The sequence below is a fragment of the Pseudanabaena cinerea FACHB-1277 genome, assembly GCF_014696345.1.
Taxonomy (GTDB): Bacteria; Cyanobacteriota; Cyanobacteriia; order Pseudanabaenales; family Pseudanabaenaceae; genus Pseudanabaena; species Pseudanabaena cinerea.
In genome coordinates this window covers 1-15991 of sequence record NZ_JACJPY010000040.1, presented here as the reverse complement: position 1 = coordinate 15991, position 15991 = coordinate 1, and the positions used below count along the sequence as shown (strand labels likewise).

Genomic DNA, 15991 nt, shown 5'->3' with positions numbered 1-15991 from the left:
TAGGCTAGTCCCGCGACATTAGCATCATCCCATAGCATCATCCAATGCTTATGAATAGATAGCTTCGCCCCATCGCTCCGAAGCTCAATATCCCTTGATTTGGATTTGCGTATGCAATACAGCGCTTTGCGTTAACTTAAAACCCAGAAAAAATTGTCATAACAAAGCGGTGCAGACTGTGTTTGCACCGCTTTGTTGCCAGAAAAATTGCGTAAGTCCTAATTTTTCCTGTGTTAATTAAAACCTCAACAGGCTGTAAGTTAAAAGCTTAACCTTCAACAATGACCTTACCGACCATGCCAGCACCACGGTGAGGAGAGCAGTAGTAGGTAAATTCACCAGCTTCGTTAAAAGTGGACTCAAGCGCAGCCTTGGGTTTTTGAGCTAACTTCTTATGGGAAAGCTCTGCATGACCATCAAACACAATGTTATGGGGGAATGCTTTATTATTTACCCACTTCACAGTGTCACCGACCATAATCTTGACTTCCTTCGGCTCAAATACTAGTTGTCCTTTGTCAGAACCCATCTTGACTGTGACTACATCAGCCGCCGCAGGTGCGACGGACATGAAAAAACTACCAACAATAAACGCAAGGCTGGCGATCGCTAAACCAAGCTGTTTAGCAAGAGAAGAAATATTCATGATTAAATGCTGACTAAAATTTAACTAGACTATAGGGGCAGTTCTAACTCGACTCGACTCGAATTAGACATCAAGCAAATTGCTTTTTAATAATATACCTTACCACCGCCCCAGCCGATCCCTTTGACTTTGGGTTCGTACAGGATGTAACCAGCGATGAGTTTGAGGTCATTGTCAGTCAAACCACGCATGATGGGGAAAATATCGGTACTCTTGAGACTAGGGTGAACATCATTAATCTCGGTAACACCATCATAGGTGGTGGGATTTTTCATATAGTCGACTAGCCCAAGAATGTTGTTGCGGGTAGGATAAGCCCCTGCTAGGGATTCGGGCGAAAGATTCACATTCGGATTGGTGAAGGTTGCACCGCCAAGGTGACAAGTGGCACAGGCATTCGTAAACAGCTTTTTACCCTTAGAAATATCTTTTTGGGTTAAAACAATGTTGGTAGTGTCATTGAGGGGAACTGTACGCAGGGCGATCGGAATATCGGCTGCATTTACGCTGGGTGTAAATAGTTGAAAAACTAAAGCCACAGCCGCGATCGCTAGGGCGAGGTATTTAAAAATATTTTTGTTCATAACTGTGTTCATAATTGGGTTGATAATTACGGTGGTGATAGTTAACTAAATCTAAATTGATTTTCTTAAGGTAATTGCTAGGCTGATCTAAGTCTATTACCATGATTGCGGTTTCTGCGCCTTATTAAAACAAGTCTGTCCTAACAAGTTCGGCTCTAGCTAAGCATTTGCCATGGGAAAATAACCTCGGTAGAGATTTTGGGCGCTGATGTTGTCATAGTTGACATCAAAACCGATATATCTAAATCAATTCTAGAGATGTTTGTGCTATTTTCTCATGCAAACATGAGCCACAAATAGATTAAACCGTAATAAAGAGCAAGGTGAATAGCTATGACTGATTCTGCAAAGGATCTCGTAAATGATCCTGTTAAGGTCGCTCAAGGGCTGGGCGAGCCAAATCGATTGCCAGTAGCGATCGCTGTTACCCAAGCAACTACGGAGGTTCTAGTCAATCAAGCGATCGCGATCGCGGGAGCTGCTGATTTTCAACAAGTGGCTCAGATTTTGGTAACTTTGCCCAATAATGCGGCAATCAAGGTGCAAACTAATGCCACCGCAGGTACTTGGCAGGCAAAGATCCCCTCAGGCTTACCAAGTCCTGCGGCGATCTATTTGCGGGTACGCGCCTTGGGGCGAGATCAGCAAATTTTGCAAGAATTGATCATCAATGTATTGGTACGAGGGCAAGCGATCGCCCTCACAGTCAAGCAAAATACTATATTCAAGCGATCCACCGCCGACTCTGCCACCTTGCCGCCGACCGCAAGGGTGGAGGTAAGGGCAGGGCAGACCTTTGAGGTATGGCGCTATGGCTCTGTAGATGGGCATATCAAGGTGTTGCTCAAGCAACCGATCGCCCCTGTTGGTGAGTTTGGCTATTTCTATGCCCCCCATGTGGAGTTGCAGGCTCCAGTTACCCTAGTCGTCAAACAGGATACGGTATTTAAAGTCTCCACCGCTTCATCGGTGTCCTTACCCTTCGATCAAAAAGTGACAGTGAAAGCGGGTACTAGACTACTGCTCAAGGGTAAGCTCGATGAAAATCGCCCCAATAATCATATTTTTGTGAAGTTAGGGCAACCGATCTCCCCTGTTGGTGCAGAGGGATATTTTTTCCTGCCCCATGTCGATTTGATCAAGCTCGAAGAATCCCTTGATTTTGCGCCCCCAACGCCTGTGGATGACATTCCGATCACGGGGGCGAGATTGACCGTAATTACTGATACTTTCATGAAAGTGTCGTCTCTCAATGCCAGCAGTCTCAATGATGCCCAGAAGTTACTGGTTAAGGCAGGTACAACCTATCCAATTCAAGGCTATGCATCGGTAAATGGACATTTTCGGGTGAAGTTTCAGGAGGCGATCGCCCCTGTGGGTCTGGTGGGCTTTTTCTATTGGCAGCACGTCACCATCAACAAACAGGGTAAGGCGATCGCCTATGACCCTGACATGAAAACCTTGACGATCAAGCAAAATACGGTTCTCAAAAAGCGCCCCATTGACTCGCGACAACTGGCTCCAACTGAACTAGCCAGACTCACCGCAGGCAGCATCTATGGCTTAGAGGGCTATAGCGTTAGTGATATTCACTTTCAGGTGACGCTGACGGAGGATCTGCCGCCCTTGGGCAATATGGGTTATGTGTTTATGGGGCATACAACAATTCACCAAAATGGTAAGGCGATCGAAATTACGCCGAAACGGAAGGTTTTGGGTGTTCCCTATTTTTCGCAGCGCGATAACCCTCGCGATCCTTTTACGACTTGCAATGTTACGGCGATCGCGATGGTATTGGCTTTTTATGGCAGGCGATCGCGCAATCCTCGCCAACAGCTAGAAGATGAGCTATATCAATGGATCATTGACCGTTATGGGAGACAAGCGAGAACCGATAATGCGGTATTGCAAGAACTCTATCGTGCCTATGGTTACAGGGGCGGATTTAGCACCGCCCGCACATGGGCGCAGATCAAGCAGGAGTTGCTAGAAAATCGCCCTGTGGTCATCGGTGGTTACTTTACCCATGGCGGACATATCATCACCGTGATTGGCTTTGATGAGCATGGCTACATCGTCCATGATCCCTATGGCAATGCCCTAACAGGCTATCGGCAAACTGAGGGCAAGGGCTTACGCTATCCCTACATCTATATGCGGGATATGTGCGGTGTGGATGGCGATGTGTGGGCGCATTTTATCGCTAAGGCATAGCCCTAAAAATGCGCTTACATCGCTTTGCACTCAAGTCAAAACCCTGCGGTAACAGCCATGCTTTGCAGGGCTATTACCGCAGGGTTGTAAATCAGCGCTTCGCGCTAGATGATATTAAGCTGCGACTAGAAAGCCTGCGCTTGACTGTTTGGGCAGTACATCAACTACATCAATTTTGGCGCAGTAGGCAATATCTTCGGCTCCATTGAGGTTTAACAACCGCTTGCCATGACTGGCTTGATAGAATAATTCCTCTAGTTCCCCTTGCCATGCTTTATAGAGAGTGGCGGCGGCTACAGCCTCATCGTTGCCAAAATCTGCTTCATCCTGCAAATTTGCGGCGATCGCCCCTGCACAGGCAGTATCTTCGAGGGAATAACTGCCCTCCCAACCTGAGCCAACGATCCATAGGGTTTCAGGCTGGGTGGCACGCAGATATTTCAAGACTGCACCGAGGTTGATCATCGCCGCCGCTAGTACAGTTTTGGCATTCTGAATTTTTTGCAATGACCTTGTGCCGTTGGTGGTACTCATAAAAATCCGCTTGCCCTTGACCACTTCGGGCGTGAAGTCAAAGGGGGAATTACCTAAATCACAACCCTCAACGGTTTTACCGCCACGTTCTCCAACCCGAATCCTTAGATCGGAGGGGTAAGATGCACTTACCTTCATTAATTCATCAAGATCCGCAAACACCTGTACCCCTTCTGCCCCCGCCGCTAGTGCTGTGGCGATCGTCGTCGTTGCCCGTAAAATGTCAACGGCGATCGCGCAGTCTGGGCTTCCTATTTCTGGGACTAATTCGGGCGTATGGTAAACAAAGATTTTCATTCGTGAATCTAATGATTGAGCTGGCTTGTATAAATTAAACTCTATGATTACCGCTTTTGCAAGATTTACAGATCTAGAAAAATCTTGGAGAATCGCTCAAAGAGTTCTTCTGGGTTTTCAGGCAGCGCTTCGCGCTAGATTTACCCCAAAGTTAGAGGTCGTATTTCCTGATTATTTCGAGCAACAATCTCAATCAATTCATTTTTGACGGTTTCTGCCTCCTCATTGTCAATTTGACAAGTGCCAGCATTGATATGTCCACCGCCTTCATAGCGCAACATCAGCTCACCAATATTAATGTTGCAAGTGCGATTGAGAACTGACTTACCCATCGCAAAAACGGTGTTTTGTTTTTGTCTTCCCCACATAACGTGCATCGAAATATTACATTCAGGATAGAGAGCATAGACCATAAAGCGATTGCCAGCGTAGATAGTTGGCTCATTCTGTAAATTGACGACCACAAGGCGATCATGAACTTCGGCGCAGTGCTGAATTTGGCGCTTGAAGATTTCCTGTTGTGTGAAATAGAGTTCTACTCTTTCCTGAATGTTGGGAAGTTGCATAATCTCTTCAATGGTCTGATAGCGGCAAGCTTCCACTAATTCCATCATCAGCGCATAGTTAGAGATCGTAAACTCACGGAAACGCCCTAAGCCTGTGCGCGAATCCATCAAGAAGCTCAATAATACCCACCCTTGAGGATGCAGAATGTCATCTAGATCAAATTGGGCGGAATCGCATTTATCAACCGCCTGCATCATCGCTTGGGAAATATTCGGAAACTTGAGTTTGCCGCCATAGTAGTTGTAAACGACCCTTGCGGCGGATGGGGCTTGCCCTTCAATGATGTGATTTTCGGGGGTGTCATAGATCCGCATGGTTTCGCTCATGTGGTGATCAAAAACCAGATATGCCCCCTCGGTGTAGGGCAGGTTAGCTAAAATATCGCGATCGCATACCTCCACCTTGCCATCCTGCACATCCTTAGGATGCACAAAGAGGATCTCATCAACCATATCTAGTTCTCTCAGCAGTACGGCGCTAACCACGCCGTCAAAGTCGCTGCGGGTAATTAATCGATACTTTTTGGTGGGGGCTGACATGGTTTTAGGTAGCTATGATATTAGGATATTTAACTGAGATCAAATATAGCGCTTTGCTTTAACCTATTAGCTATAAGTTAGAAGAAACTTAAGGCAAATATAAAGCAAATATCAAACAAATATTTTTAGGTGAGCAGATATGCTAGGGACTGTCTCGGGAACAACCAAAATTTTAGGGGTAATGGGCTTTCCTGTCAGCCATAGCCTATCACCAGTGATGCACAATGCCGCGATCGCTGCGATGCAGTTGGACTATGTGTATGTGCCTCTGCCCATTCCTGTGGAGGACTTGGGGGCTGCGATCGCGGGGTTAAGAGCGGTTAAGTCTTTGCATGGTTTCAACCTCACCATTCCCCACAAAATTGAAGTGATACCGCTACTTGATGAAATCCTTCCCATTGCTAAGTCTGTGGGCGCAGTAAACACTGTCAAGCGCATTGACGATCGCCTTGTGGGTACGAATACCGATGTGGCAGGATTTTTAGAGCCGCTTCAAAAAATTGAGATTAATTGGGCAGAAACCCCCGCGCTGATCCTTGGTTGTGGTGGTGCTGCCAAGGCAGTCTTAGCGGCTTGTTTAGAATTGGGCTGTCCCATGATCCATGTGGTGGGGCGCGACCCTAAAAAACTAAAGAAGTTTCATGGTAATATGACAAGTCAATTGCGGGACTACAATCTGCGGGTACATCCTTGGACTTCTCTGCCACATTTGTTAGAGATTGCAGGGCTGGTGATCAATGCCACGCCCATCGGCATGGGTAGCGATCCTCATACGCCCATTAATGAGTCGGAAATGTCGCTACTCCCTAGTCAGGCGATCGCCTATGACTTGATCTACACACCGCGCCCCACGCGCTTTTTGCAACTGGCGGCGGCAAGGGGGTTAACGGCGATCGATGGCTTAGAAATGCTAATTCATCAAGGGGCGATCGCCTTAGAATTTTGGCTAGACCGTCCCGTTCCCATTGAGATCATGAGACAGGCATTATTGTCAAAAATAGTTTAGCTATGAGACTTTGAGTAGTACGAAAACATTTTTAAAAGCGATGGATAACCATTAACTTTCATCATCAAGATCAATACCCAACTGGCGCAGTTTTTCCATGAGGCGATCCGCCCTTGCCTTTTCTAGGGCTGCCCGTTGTGCTGCTTGATCTGCCCGTTGCGCCTCTTGATCTGCCCGTTGACTAGCATCTAGAGCTGCATTGTATAGCTCCTCTGGCGTGAGTAATTTGTCACCATTGTCTAGACGATAGAAGCCGATGAGATATTCCTCAGCTTGTAGTCGCAGTTGCAATACTTCACTGCAATTGTCTTTGATGGGCTTATACACTCCATCCTCATTCAGCCGATAACCTTGCAACTGTCCTGCGATCCATTCTCCATAGGGATCAAACAGCCAATACTCTGTTACTCCTAGCTGCTCGTATAAGGTCTTCTTAAAGTTCCAATCGGTATCTTTTGTGCCTGCCGATGTTACTTCAATAATAATTGCTGGGGTTTGCTGTCCTTCCCAGATTTTGTAATTGCCATAAAGCCGTTTTTCGATATCAAACACAACCATTACATCGGGGGCGACTCTGGCTTTTGAGTTACCTTCGATGTAATAAAGAAATTGATCGGCAAAGACGACTGCTGGTTGATTCTGCAAATATAACCGCAAGAGAGCAAGGGTCATTAGGATTGCGAGAACATGCTGTTGAGTTTCTGCCAAGGGTTCACCGTCGGAACAGGGATAGTTGATTTCTGGGATTGCTGACTTGGTTGCAGGGGCGATCGCTTGTTCCTGTATATTTATTTTGGGCTGCGATCGCGGGTCGGTAATGGCTACCATAATGCTCTAAGGGCTGATTGTTTAATGGAATTATAGCCCAGGTTCATGATTGGGGCGCTTGCCAATCACTAGCGCTCGCCCCGCCCCAAGTCTTAAAAACTTAGCCATTCAAAAATCTGAGCAACCGTCAAATCTAATTCAATACCCATGAGAACGGGTACAGATTGCGAACCTTTAAACATTTGAATACGGCGATCGCTAGAGATCACAAAAAGATTCTGTTCTTCAGGATCGAGCATCCAGCCTAACTCTGTGCCATGTTCGATGCAGTGCAATATATTTGCCAAGACCTTCTTCATTAAGGCAATATTTCAGATGATTTAAGGTTGCTATACTATTGTATTGCGTTGTGAAAAGAGACTAAGTAAAAACATGGCAGCTATTGGCATCATGACCGCACAGGTGCGTCCCGAGCGTGAAGTCGGACAAATCCATGTTTATGACGGCACTGGTAAGGGTAAATCACAGGCGGCATTGGGCGTAGTGCTGCGATCGCTGGGTTTAGGGATGTCTGATACATCGCCCTTCGGCACAAGGATATTACTATTGCGCTTTCTCAAGGGGGCGGAACGCGAGTATGCCGAAGATGCAGCAATTTCGGCTTTACAACAGGGTTTCCCGCATTTAATCGATCATGTGCGGACAGGCAGAGCCGAGTTTTTTGATTCGGAGCATATCACCACCTTTGATCGCCAAGAGGCGGAACGGGGCTGGGCGATCGCCAAAGGCGCAATGGCTTCGGGACTTTATTCTGTAGTAGTTTTAGATGAAATTAATCCCGTACTAGATCTGGGTTTAATTCCCGCCGATCGCATTGTTAAAGATTTAAGAAATAAACCCGCCCACCTAGAAGTTATTTGCACAGGGCGCGGCGCACCACAGTCATTAATCGATATTGCAGATCTGCACTCAGAGATGCGATCACACGATGAAGCTCATGCGGAAAAGTATGGCATCACAGGCATCGAGATTTATACAGGGGCGGGTAAGGGCAAAAGCACTTCGGCTTTAGGGCGGTCACTCAAGGCGATCGGGACAGGCATCAGCCGCGATCTGTCGCACCGAGTTTTGATCATGCAGTGGCTTAAGGGTGGCTCTGGCTATACCGAAGATGCAGCGATCGCTGCCCTCAAACGCGGCTATCCCCATGTGATCGACCATCAGCGCTGTGGACGCGATGCGATCGTCTGGCGCGGTCAACAGCAGGAAATCGACTGCATCGAGGCCCAACGTGGTTGGGAAATTGCTCAAGCGGCGATCGCTTCAGGACTATACAAAACCATTATTCTTGATGAGCTAAATCCCACCGTTGATCTAGATTTATTACCCGTTGAGCCAATCTGCCAAGCCCTTCTCAAAAAGTCCCGTGATACCGAGATCATCATCACAGGTAGATGCTTCAATCAACCCGCCTATTTTGATCTTGCCTCAATCCATTCCGAAATGGTCTGTCACAAGCACTATGCCGAAAAGGGCATCGATCTAAAGCGGGGTGTGGATTTCTAAGACTTTCAAGAAAAAAGCGGCGCAATGCGCCGCTCCTTTTAGCTGACTTCAGTTTTGACTTCTTCAGGATCTTGCTCTTGGCGATCGGCAGGATTGAGATAGTAGTACTGATCGTAATAGCCATAATGGTAGTCACTATCAGATTCGCCAATCATATTGATCAATAGCCCCGAAACATTTGCCCTGGCATTTTCCAAGACCTCCAAAGCCTTAGAAATGCCGCTACGGGTTGAACGGTTAATGGCAGCGACAAGAATGAAGGCATCTACCTTAGCAGTTAAGCATTGGGCATCGGCAATGCCGATGACAGGAGGAGTATCCACCAAGACATAATCATACTGCTGCCGCCATTCCTGTATTAATGCTGCCATTTTGGTGGACTCTAGCAATAGCATGGGATTAGGCGGAATCGAGCCCGATGTAATTATATGAAGATTGCCCTTTTCATCTCCCAGTTGAAAGACATCTTGCCAAGGCGTGGGTGTGGCTAAAATCGTTGATAGCCCGATTTTATCGCTGAGCTTGGATAGTTTATGCACAGTGGGCTTTCTTAAGTCAGCATCGATCAACAGCACCTTATAGCCAAGGGTTGCCAAAATGATCGCCAAATTATAGGTTAGGGTACTTTTGCCTTCTGATGGTACAGACGATGTAAAGGCGATTACCTTTACCATGTTATCTGTGCCGAGATAACGCAAGTTGAGGGCGAGGGAACTCAAAGATTCCTTAAAGGCATAGTAATTACTACTGGGCAAAATGCCTTGACCAATGACAGCACTTAAGGAAGTAACATCAGTAATTGGGATCGCGCCTAATAGGGGAATATCGATTAGTTCCTTGACCTCTTCGACTTCACGGATGCGTTCATCGAGTTTGTCAAGTAACAGTGCTGCCAAGATCCCTAATCCTAAACCAGCGATCGCCCCTGTCATCAAGCCACGCTCAATATCTGGTGAAGATGGACGGATGGGAATTAACGGCGGTTCTAAAACTCGCCAAGATGAAATTTCCTGCGCTTCGGAAATGCGTAACTCCTCTAGCTTCTCGGTTAATTTATTGTAAGTAGCCGTATCGAGGGCTAGTTGTCGTTGAATCTCCACAAACCTTTGTTGAATTTGAGGGATTTGCGAAAATACTGCCGCCACTTCTGACTGAGCATTTCTAATGCTCTCCAACTGCGCCTGACTAACCGCAAGATTTGTTTGAGCTTCAAATAGCTGAGTAGATAAGTTTTGTTGGATTTGGCTATTGGGTTCATTAGCAAGGTTAGCTATTCCTGAACGACTGCCCACCACCGACTGAGCGCGGACTTCTAACAGTCGGTAAAGTTCGTCACGCCGATCTTTGAGTGCAACAACATTAGGATGATCTTCTCGAAAGCGTGTGCGCTCTAGAAAGTAATTAGTTTCGACTTCTTGGAATTGCTTCACTAAAGATTGGTAAGGCGTGTCCTGTTGCAAAATTGCGCCACTAATGGCAGCTTCAGGGGTCTTGCCAACCTGACGACCGATAATTTCATATTGCTGCTGGACTTGGGCAATGCGAATTTGCAGTTCTTGCGCCTGTTTTTCCAGCGCTTCCCGCATGGAATATACAGACGCAGCGTAAGTCTCAGGGTCAACAATATTATAGGTTTTGCGAAACTGGGTCACAGCTAAAGCCGACTTGTCAAGTTGCTGCTTGATCTGAGGTAGTTTCTCTTGGATAAACTTGATGGCAGTGCTGGACTTGGTGCGGCGATCGCTGAGGCTATATTCCACATAGGTTTGGGACAGGGCATTCAAAACTTCCCTAGCGCGTTTGGGGTCACTATCGGTATAGATCAGCCGCAAGATTAACGCATTTCTTTCGGGCATAATTTCCAGCCCCTGCATAATCTGCCCTGCATCAATATCTTTATAGGCACTTGCTGAAGGCGATTCGCGCATTTTAGAAATCGCGATCTCAATCAATGGGCGGCTCTTAAGAATACCAACTTCCGTGCCAAGGTTGATGGCTGAGCTACTGGGCAGTCCTGGAATCTGAATATCGGAAACCGCGATCGTTGAGTTGTTGATCAGTAGGGCTGCCGATGACTTGTACAATGGCGTTCTAGTAAAGACATAGTAAGTATTTCCAGCAAATATGGTGGCAGCCATCGCCGCAATAACTATCCAACGTTTGCGTAATATGCGTAGAAATTTGGCAAGCTTAAAAGAGTCATCGGCAGCATACTTGCCCACATATGTGGTTTTAGGATATTCAGTCATATTTGTATTTTTACCTAAGTGTTTCCAAGAGATACATACTCAATCACAAACTTTTAGTTAGCCCTTTGATTTGTTCTTTGCTTTGATTTCTAATCTTTATAGCATTTTCTCGACTAATAGGGTTAAGGGAAATTTTGAAGTTTAACGGTTCTGCAATGCTAACGACTGCCACGAATTACAGCACTTTGAGCTTACTGAAAACCGAGGAATATTTTTAAAAGCTTTGCGGAGTGCTACTTTCAAAAGTATTTCTGTACTATGCAAACCCTCAATAGACTGTAATGCAACGAGTTACTGTAAAATGAAGGAAATAACTAGCGATCAAGCCTATTGATTGTGCTGCCATCTAAACCTATCAGAGCTTTAATGTCTGTTACTATTCCCACAATTTACTCTACCCTATTTCTAACTGCCCTACTGTTTTGGGGCTTAATTTCATTTTTGCGCGGTTCAATTCGCGATCGCACCACCGATGCTGTTTTTGCGGTGGGTCAGTCAAAGGATACTAATGACGATCAACTGCTGAAGCAGGTGCGCGACTATTTTCGTCAACGAGCTTATAGAGTTGTGGAGATTGATCCCGATCGCGATGTGGCTGTTTTATCAGGACAGATTCAACCAAGCTGGTTTTTGGCAATATTTCTAAGCATTTTGGCAGCGCTGGGGCTGAGTTGTCTGGGTTTAGTCTTGGGGATACTCATTCCCGACTTGGCGAATTTGTGGTTGTGGTTATTGCCACTATCGCCGATCGCTGGTCTATTTTATTGGCGGGGTACTGCCCGCGAGCGTCAGGTGAGTTTAAGGCTATTGCCTGAATCTAGGTTAAAGGTGAGGGCGCATAAAGATGAAATCGAGCAGCTAGAGAAGGCTTTAAAACTAGCAAAGCTTCCTGAGTAATTTGAAGTTCCGATTTTGAGGGCTTCAGCACCTTTGGCATTGAAACCCTTTCCCTTTCTCGTTTACCTCTGAGATCCTCTAGCGCTGATTTTTGCAATTGCCACATTATTTTTATGGGTTGAAAACTAAACCCAGTAAGGGTTTTGAAATCAGTTTTTAAAATCAATAAACAGCATAGCCATTTCTTGATTTGGTATTGGATATTGATTAGATCTGGGTAATTCATATTTATAATAGATTTAGCGATCTTATACCTTTCATTAATATTGAACTGAATACTTAATGGTTACTGTTTTACCAAGTCTCAAAATTGAGACAATTAGCTTAGAGCGCCTATCGCCTAATCAACAACTTTTACCTCTGACGGCTAAAACTAATAGCAACGATCGCCTCGAAGTTGGCGGCTGCGATGTGGTGGAGCTAGTGCGTCAATATGGTTCACCGCTTTACATTTTAGATGAAGTCAGCCTAAGAACTGCTTGCCAACAATATCGCGATGCTTTTGCCCAGCATTATCAAGGCGCTTCACAGGTGCTTTATGCTTCTAAGGCTTGGAGTTGTATGGCGGTATGTGCGATCGTCAATAATGAAGGCTTAGGCATTGATGTGGTCTCGGCAGGCGAAATCCTGACAGCAATGCGGGCAGGCACACCCTCTGACCTCATCTATTTTCATGGCAATAACAAATCCCTCGATGAACTGCGCTATGCCCTTGATGCTGGCTGCACTATTGTAGTTGACAATTGGTATGAGCTAAACAATCTCAACCAACTTGCCCTAGAGCAAACCAGTAATCCTCGGATTATGCTGCGGTTGACCCCAGGCATTGAGTGTCACACCCACGAATATATTCAAACTGGACATATTGATAGTAAGTTTGGGTTTGATCCCAATGAAATTGAGGCGGTATTTGCCTTTGTATCTCAGTCTCTCCTCAACTGTGTGGGTATCCATGCTCATATTGGCTCCCAGATTTTTGAGTTGCAGCCACACCAAGACATTGGCGGTGTTATGGTGCAATGGTTTAAATTGGCGGGAGAGAAGTACAATCTCAAATTTTCGGAGCTAAATATTGGTGGTGGTTTGGGCATTCGCTATGTGGAATCCGATGATCCTCCCAGTATCGAAGCATGGGTGCAAACTGTTTGCCAAGGTGTAACTGAAGCTTTTGTGAAGGCGGGATTACCATTGCCGAAGTTGCTTTGCGAACCTGGGCGATCGCTGGTAGGTTCTAGCTGCATCACCGCCTATCGGGTTGGCGGCAGTAAGACAGTTCCCGATATCCGCACCTACATCACCGTTGATGGGGGGATGTCCGATAACCCACGCCCAATCACTTACCAATCTAAATATCGCGCTGCGATCGCCGATCGCATGAGTGCCGATCTTACCCAAACCGTGACGATCGCTGGCAAACATTGCGAATCAGGGGATGTCTTAATTAAGGACATTCAGCTACCTGAGACTCATCCAGGGGATACCTTGGTGGTATTTGCCACAGGCGCTTATAACTACAGCATGGCTTCTAACTACAACCGCTTGCCCAAACCTGCGGCGATCGTGGTCAGAAATGGCGAATCCAGTTTGATCATTAAACGGGAAACCCGCGAAGATTTACTGCGTCATGATTGCCTGCCAGAGGGTTTAAGGAAATAATTAATATATTTTGGGGAAATGTTGAGAAGCAGCACTTTCCCAAAATATATTATCGTTAGTCCAATATCAAAGTGCTGTATATTTTTCAGTTGTGAATGAGAGGGCGATGAATGCAGTGGTTTACCAATATCAACACAATTGCATTCATGCTCAGGGGTGTCGATATCCTTGCGGTCTTGGGGTTAATCTACATCATGCTCTCGCTAAGCAATGATCGGCGCACTTTGTTGATGGTCAGGGGCATTATTTTCTTAGCCATCTTTAGTGTGGTTAGCGATCGCCTTGGGCTACGGTTACTAAATTTTATTCTCGATAAGTTACTAATTGGAGCAGCCGTTGCCTTAGCTGTGATTTTGCAGCCAGAACTGCGGCGATTTCTAGAAAGGCTAGGGCGGGGTGACCTATTGTCATTATTGCAGCCAACTGCCAGTTGGCGATCGCCAGTGGAAACTGATTCAGTGATTGAAGAGATTAATGATGCCGTAATCGAACTGTCGCAAAATCGCACTGGTGCATTAATAATTATCGAAACGGGAGAGCCGATCGATGACCGTGATTTTTCTGTACCAGGGGTGAGGCTTAATGCTTTGCTATCGAAAGAATTGCTGCACACAATTTTTCAGACCACGACTTTATTGCATGATGGCGCAGTCTTGGTACGCGAAGATCGGATTTTGGCGGCAGGTGTCATTTTGCCTATTTCAGAAAAGGCTGCCTCTAGGGAAATTGGCACAAGACATCGGGCGGCAATGGGCATCACAGATCGCGTCAGAAATTGCTTTTGTATAGTGGTTTCTGAAGAGACTGGATCTATTGCGATCGCCGAAAGTGGGATATTAGATCGACCAATTACTAGTAGCCGTCTGCGGGAGATTCTAGAAACTAAACTAGGCAACTATCGTCCAACACCTTTAAGAAGAACCGTGCCAACTTTTAATTGGCAGTGGTTAAGCTCAAGTTTTAAAAATATGGTAAGCCGAAAATCGTCAGAGAAGAAATGACTGCTAAGCTATTGCAAACTTTACCCCCAGATCTAGACCGTCAACGTCTCCCTCAACATATTGCCGTAATTATGGATGGTAATGGGCGCTGGGCAAAACAGAGATCACTGCCGCGCATTGCAGGGCATCGCCAAGGGGTGGAGGCACTCAAGGATATTTTACGCTGTTGCAAAGATTGGGGAATTGCCGCGCTGACGGTCTATGCCTTTTCGACAGAAAATTGGGGTCGCCCTGCCCATGAGGTGGATTTTTTGATGGTGCTATTTGAGCAGATGCTACGGCGCGAGTTAGAGGAAATGTGTCGCGAAGGCGTGCGGATATCTTTTGTGGGAGATCTGGAATCCTTGTCAAAACCGTTGCGCCATGAGATCGAGCGATCGCAAATTGCCACACTCCACAATCAGGCGATTCATTTTACTGTGGCGATTAATTATGGCAGCCGCCGCGAAATCATTAAGGTTTGTCGGCAAATTGCGGAGGCTGCGAAATCTGGGGAAATTGATCCTGAAAATATTGATGAAAACCTATTTGAACAGCATCTTTATACCGCAGGCAACCATAACCCCGATTTACTAATTCGCACCAGTGGCGAAATGCGTCTCAGTAATTTTCTGCTTTGGCAAATGGCTTATACCGAGATGTATTTTACAGATGTGCTATGGCCAGATTTTAGCCGTCAAGAATTGCATCGCGCTTTAATCGACTATCAAGAACGCGATCGCCGCTTTGGTAAGGTGTAGCCAAGTAAAAAATGGCTACTTCAATTCTCTCAGTACAGTCTACTTAAGCGCAGAGCGCTATGTTAACAGCCTGTACTACGTTGTTTTGTGACTAGAAAATACTTTTAATCTTCTGAGTAAGTAAATTGAGTCCATTAGTCATCCAATTTTTGAGAACATGGGTCTTGGCTTCTGTAAAGCAAGATATGCCATAGGCATAGAGAATTATTACTACAAACAGAAGCATACCGTAAAATAAATGTATTAGATCTGGCTGCCAGCGCTCATTTTTTAGAAAGACAGCAGTTAAAAACACCAACAAGGGTACGTGTAGTAAATACAAACTATAGGAAAAATTTGCCAAAGCATGAACTGTTCTGGGATAAATATGGTTTTGATCAATTAATTGATCATATTGAATCAGTGCATAAATTAAAACTGAAGCTGCTATACCAACTATGATATCTGCAACATATAAAGATTCAGATGGTATAAATAGAGTAAACATAATTGCGACTAACAATAACGCAATTGCAAATAAAGTTAATACATTCCTATACTTGACAGGAAATTTAAATTCTTTAAAGCTGTAAAGAACTGCTACACCAAACAACCAAATCAAGAAGTTTTGCGATAATGTTAAACCTCTGAGGGGGTGACAAAGACATCTAAAACGTAGCCGTGACAAGCTGCATAGCCCTCTTACCTCGTTGATAGTAGGTTAACTTATTGGGAGCTAGTTTCAATA

General features: G+C 45.6%; 15 protein-coding genes. 7 read left to right on the top strand and 8 right to left on the bottom strand.

All coding sequences use genetic code 11. The annotated features are described in order from the left end of the window. Positions 1 to 268 precede the first annotated feature (268 nt). Both petE and psbV read right to left on the bottom strand, forming a co-directional pair. Complete coding sequence (petE, locus tag H6F44_RS13090; RefSeq protein ID WP_199302116.1) at positions 269 to 646, bottom strand: plastocyanin; 378 nt, start codon at positions 644 to 646, stop codon at positions 269 to 271. A gap of 86 nt (positions 647 to 732) precedes the next feature. Further along, entirely contained in the window at positions 733 to 1242 is a 510-nt protein-coding gene (psbV, locus tag H6F44_RS13085) for a photosystem II cytochrome c-550 (protein WP_190351408.1), read from the bottom strand. 321 nt (positions 1243 to 1563) lie between these two features. Between psbV and H6F44_RS13080 the strand changes: the two genes are divergently transcribed. Next, positions 1564 to 3444, top strand: a complete 1881-nt coding sequence (locus H6F44_RS13080; RefSeq protein WP_190351407.1) for a C39 family peptidase — start codon at positions 1564 to 1566, stop codon at positions 3442 to 3444. 114 nt (positions 3445 to 3558) lie between these two features. On the opposite strand, the gene H6F44_RS13075 is transcribed toward H6F44_RS13080, so the two are convergent. Further along, the gene (locus H6F44_RS13075; protein ID WP_190351406.1) at positions 3559 to 4275 is read right to left on the bottom strand and encodes a 2-phosphosulfolactate phosphatase family protein; all 717 of its coding nucleotides are present in this window, start codon (positions 4273 to 4275) and stop codon (positions 3559 to 3561) included. A 140-nt stretch (positions 4276 to 4415) separates the two neighbouring features. After that, positions 4416 to 5381, bottom strand: coding sequence for an exopolyphosphatase (locus H6F44_RS13070; protein ID WP_190351405.1), 966 nt, complete (start codon positions 5379 to 5381; stop codon positions 4416 to 4418). A 139-nt stretch (positions 5382 to 5520) separates the two neighbouring features. On the opposite strand from H6F44_RS13070, the gene H6F44_RS13065 reads away from it, so the two are divergent. Further along, complete coding sequence (locus H6F44_RS13065; RefSeq protein WP_190351404.1) at positions 5521 to 6387, top strand: shikimate dehydrogenase; 867 nt, start codon at positions 5521 to 5523, stop codon at positions 6385 to 6387. Between the two features lie 51 nt (positions 6388 to 6438). Here H6F44_RS13065 and H6F44_RS13060 read toward each other — a convergent pair whose 3' ends face one another. Both H6F44_RS13060 and H6F44_RS13055 read right to left on the bottom strand, forming a co-directional pair. Continuing rightward, a complete protein-coding gene (locus H6F44_RS13060; protein ID WP_190351403.1) occupies positions 6439 to 7215 on the bottom strand; it encodes a Uma2 family endonuclease in 777 nt (258 codons plus the stop codon). A 92-nt stretch (positions 7216 to 7307) separates the two neighbouring features. Next, positions 7308 to 7502, bottom strand: a complete 195-nt coding sequence (locus H6F44_RS13055) for a hypothetical protein (protein ID WP_190351402.1) — start codon at positions 7500 to 7502, stop codon at positions 7308 to 7310. Between the two features lie 85 nt (positions 7503 to 7587). On the opposite strand from H6F44_RS13055, the gene H6F44_RS13050 reads away from it, so the two are divergent. Beyond that, positions 7588 to 8721 (top strand): cob(I)yrinic acid a,c-diamide adenosyltransferase, encoded by a 1134-nt coding sequence (locus tag H6F44_RS13050; protein ID WP_190351401.1) that lies wholly within the window; start codon positions 7588 to 7590, stop codon positions 8719 to 8721. 38 nt (positions 8722 to 8759) lie between these two features. Here H6F44_RS13050 and H6F44_RS13045 read toward each other — a convergent pair whose 3' ends face one another. Then, positions 8760 to 10970, bottom strand: a complete 2211-nt coding sequence (locus H6F44_RS13045; protein ID WP_190351400.1) for a GumC family protein — start codon at positions 10968 to 10970, stop codon at positions 8760 to 8762. Positions 10971 to 11336: 366 nt separating this feature from the next. Here H6F44_RS13045 and H6F44_RS13040 point away from each other — a divergent pair, with 366 nt between their 5' ends. From H6F44_RS13040 to H6F44_RS13025, 4 genes are all read left to right on the top strand, one after another. Next, positions 11337 to 11867, top strand: coding sequence for a cofactor assembly of complex C subunit B (locus H6F44_RS13040; protein WP_190351399.1), 531 nt, complete (start codon positions 11337 to 11339; stop codon positions 11865 to 11867). A 282-nt stretch (positions 11868 to 12149) separates the two neighbouring features. After that, positions 12150 to 13523 (top strand): diaminopimelate decarboxylase, encoded by a 1374-nt coding sequence (lysA, locus tag H6F44_RS13035; RefSeq protein ID WP_190351398.1) that lies wholly within the window; start codon positions 12150 to 12152, stop codon positions 13521 to 13523. A 110-nt stretch (positions 13524 to 13633) separates the two neighbouring features. Beyond that, a complete protein-coding gene (cdaA, locus tag H6F44_RS13030) occupies positions 13634 to 14524 on the top strand; it encodes a diadenylate cyclase CdaA (RefSeq protein WP_190351397.1) in 891 nt (296 codons plus the stop codon). Next, the gene (locus tag H6F44_RS13025; protein ID WP_190351396.1) at positions 14521 to 15264 is read left to right on the top strand and encodes an isoprenyl transferase; all 744 of its coding nucleotides are present in this window, start codon (positions 14521 to 14523) and stop codon (positions 15262 to 15264) included. Before cdaA ends, H6F44_RS13025 begins: the two co-directional genes overlap by 4 nt. 91 nt (positions 15265 to 15355) lie before the next feature. Here the strand turns inward: H6F44_RS13025 and H6F44_RS13020 are convergent, their stop codons facing one another. Continuing rightward, a complete protein-coding gene (locus H6F44_RS13020; RefSeq protein WP_190351395.1) occupies positions 15356 to 15865 on the bottom strand; it encodes an acyltransferase family protein in 510 nt (169 codons plus the stop codon). Between the last annotated feature and the right edge of the window lie 126 nt (positions 15866 to 15991).